Raw genomic sequence first — 2268 nt, 5'->3', positions numbered from 1 at the left:
TATAAATTTTAGCAGCTTTAGTGCTTCTAAAAACTGGATCGGTTTCTTTGAGATTGAGAGCAAAGGCTGGCTAAGCGGAGTAAGCTTAGCGATAAAATTATTCGATAACTTTTTTAGAAAATATAGCGATGAAGTATTTATCGTAAGCGCTCTAATGTGTGATGATAAAGTATACAAAAAATATAAAGCAATCTCGCAGGTAAAGCCGTTATACGATAAATTTAAAGATCTTGGAATTTTGCAAGAACAAAATGAGTATTTTTCTCTAGCTAGAGATAAAGAATATCCGTTGCCCGCTATGTGCATAAGAATGGACATTCTGAAATGGGACGACATAAAAGAGCTGGCTAAATTTTTAATGTGCTATGATTATTCGATAAACGAATGGTGTTTTATAGTTTTTCCGAGTTTAAATTTGGCCGTCTATCCGCATGATAGCAAGGGTTTTGGCTGTATAGGGCTAAACGACGAGATTAAATATGGAATCAACTTTTTAAAATTTTGCGAGAAAAACAGCAAGGCAAAAGTGACGATAGATAAAAAAGAGGTTAATTTGAACAAAGCGATTTTTCTTCTGCCTAAAAATAATGAAGAGCTATTTTCCAGAGTGCAAGAAGTAGGAGAGATAAAAAGAGGAACTTTGTATGCCGATCCAAATTTAATTAAATTTATTGCCCTTAGCGGCTCAATCAAAGATCTGAAAATATCGCAATTAAAGCAGCTATTGCGCGAAGGCCTGATCTATCTTGACACAGGAATATTTTTTATCAAGAATCTAAAAAGGGAAAGAATAGCCACAACAGAGAACATTTTAATTAATTCTTCAATATATCAAGGCTTAAGCGATTTTGAGTGGTCGATCAATGAAGTGGAGATCAAAAATCCAAATTTAAAGGAAGATGATTTTATTAAAGAATGCCTTTTATTTTTGAAATTGGTAAAGGAAAAGATCGAAAATATGGATATTGAGAACAGCAGATTTGCTTTATGTTTGGATTTCTATAATATTGATGAGCTGAGCGCGGATTTCGAGCTTTATACTTTAAGAGATAATGAAAAGATCGTAGATTTTTCAGAGGCTAAATTTAATCAAAGCTCGGTGTATGTAATTGTATGAAATTTATTTCTTTGGCATTGCGATTAAATACTCCGAGGCAAGATTAAAATACGAAAACAATAGTTTGGACGGTATAAAATGAGAATAAAAGCGCTCAATCTAAATTTAAGCCCATACGTCTATTTCTTTAGCGAAGCGGAAGATTTTAGGTTTAAGATTTTTAAAGATTTTCAAGCCGTGAGCGGGAAAAGACCACTGGATTTTTATGAGCTTGAGGCGTTTAGCCTAATGAAAAGCACCGAAGTCTATGAGACCGACTCTGTCGCCAGCACATTAATTCATAATTTTAATTTATGTGATGAGAATGTAAAAGATATTTTAATAATGCTATTTGGGCAATTTTATCTAAATAATTTCATCGATACCGATATAAAACATAAAACTAGCGCCAATATAAATTTAAATATGAAAAAATTTGAAGAATGGAAAATTTTAAGAGAGAATTTCTTTTATAATTTAGATAAATTTATAGCTCGCTCATACGAGTATCTAAGAAATTATACTCACGCAGACGACGCCTTTTGGGAGGAGCCAAATCGGTGGTGCCATCATAATATGTATATATTTATCACCGAATATGGCAAAAGATATTATGATGAAATTTTGATTCCGAGCCTCTACAATAAATACAAACACATAGAGGTTGATATCTATGAAAAAGGGAAAGTGACAAGGTGGTATGGAATATAAAAGTAATAAAATTTAGGAGAATAAAATGGCAAGAGGAAGAAAAGCGCTTTTGCAATCACTTTTTGCTTTAGCGTCAATTGAATTTCAAACAAAGTATATTGATAATGCCGATGCAGATGTATATACATCGCCGGAAGAATTGCTAGAGGATCTAAGTAGTGCCTGCATAGAGGCGCAATCATTTAAGGAAGAATTTACGCAAGATGAATTAGAACGATGTGAAGCAATGAGAGATAAGATAAAAAGTCTTCCCAATGAAGATATATATAAAACGCCTCTTTGGGAAAAACTACGTGAAGAAGCGAAAGATTTTTTAAATTTTATGGGTTATAATGTAAGCGATATCGACGATAGTATTTTCAGGCAACTTTAGTTAGCCATATCAATGAGAAATAAAAGGAAACCCAAATGCAAATTAACGGAAAAGAGATATTTGAGAAAGGCGGTCTTATGTTTTATTT

The 2268-nt window shown here is 32.8% G+C and carries 3 protein-coding genes; all 3 read left to right on the top strand.

Annotated elements, in window-relative coordinates; genetic code table 11:
• Nucleotides 1–1117, top strand: a 1117-nt coding sequence (locus tag Q0537_RS06425; RefSeq protein WP_299226186.1) for a hypothetical protein, incomplete at its 5' end; no start/stop codon positions are given.
• Between the two features lie 78 nt (nucleotides 1118–1195).
• On the top strand, nucleotides 1196–1807 hold the full coding sequence (locus Q0537_RS06420; RefSeq protein ID WP_299226183.1) for a hypothetical protein: 612 nt from the start codon (nucleotides 1196–1198) through the stop codon (nucleotides 1805–1807).
• 25 nt (nucleotides 1808–1832) lie between these two features.
• Nucleotides 1833–2180 (top strand): hypothetical protein, encoded by a 348-nt coding sequence (locus tag Q0537_RS06415; RefSeq protein ID WP_299226180.1) that lies wholly within the window; start codon nucleotides 1833–1835, stop codon nucleotides 2178–2180.
• Nucleotides 2181–2268: the final 88 nt, after the last annotated feature.

Origin of the sequence: uncultured Campylobacter sp., assembly GCF_938017775.1 — a bacterium.
Taxonomy (GTDB): Bacteria; Campylobacterota; Campylobacteria; order Campylobacterales; family Campylobacteraceae; genus Campylobacter_B.
Note: the sequence above shows the minus strand (reverse complement) of the source record. Positions and strands in the feature narration are given on the sequence as shown.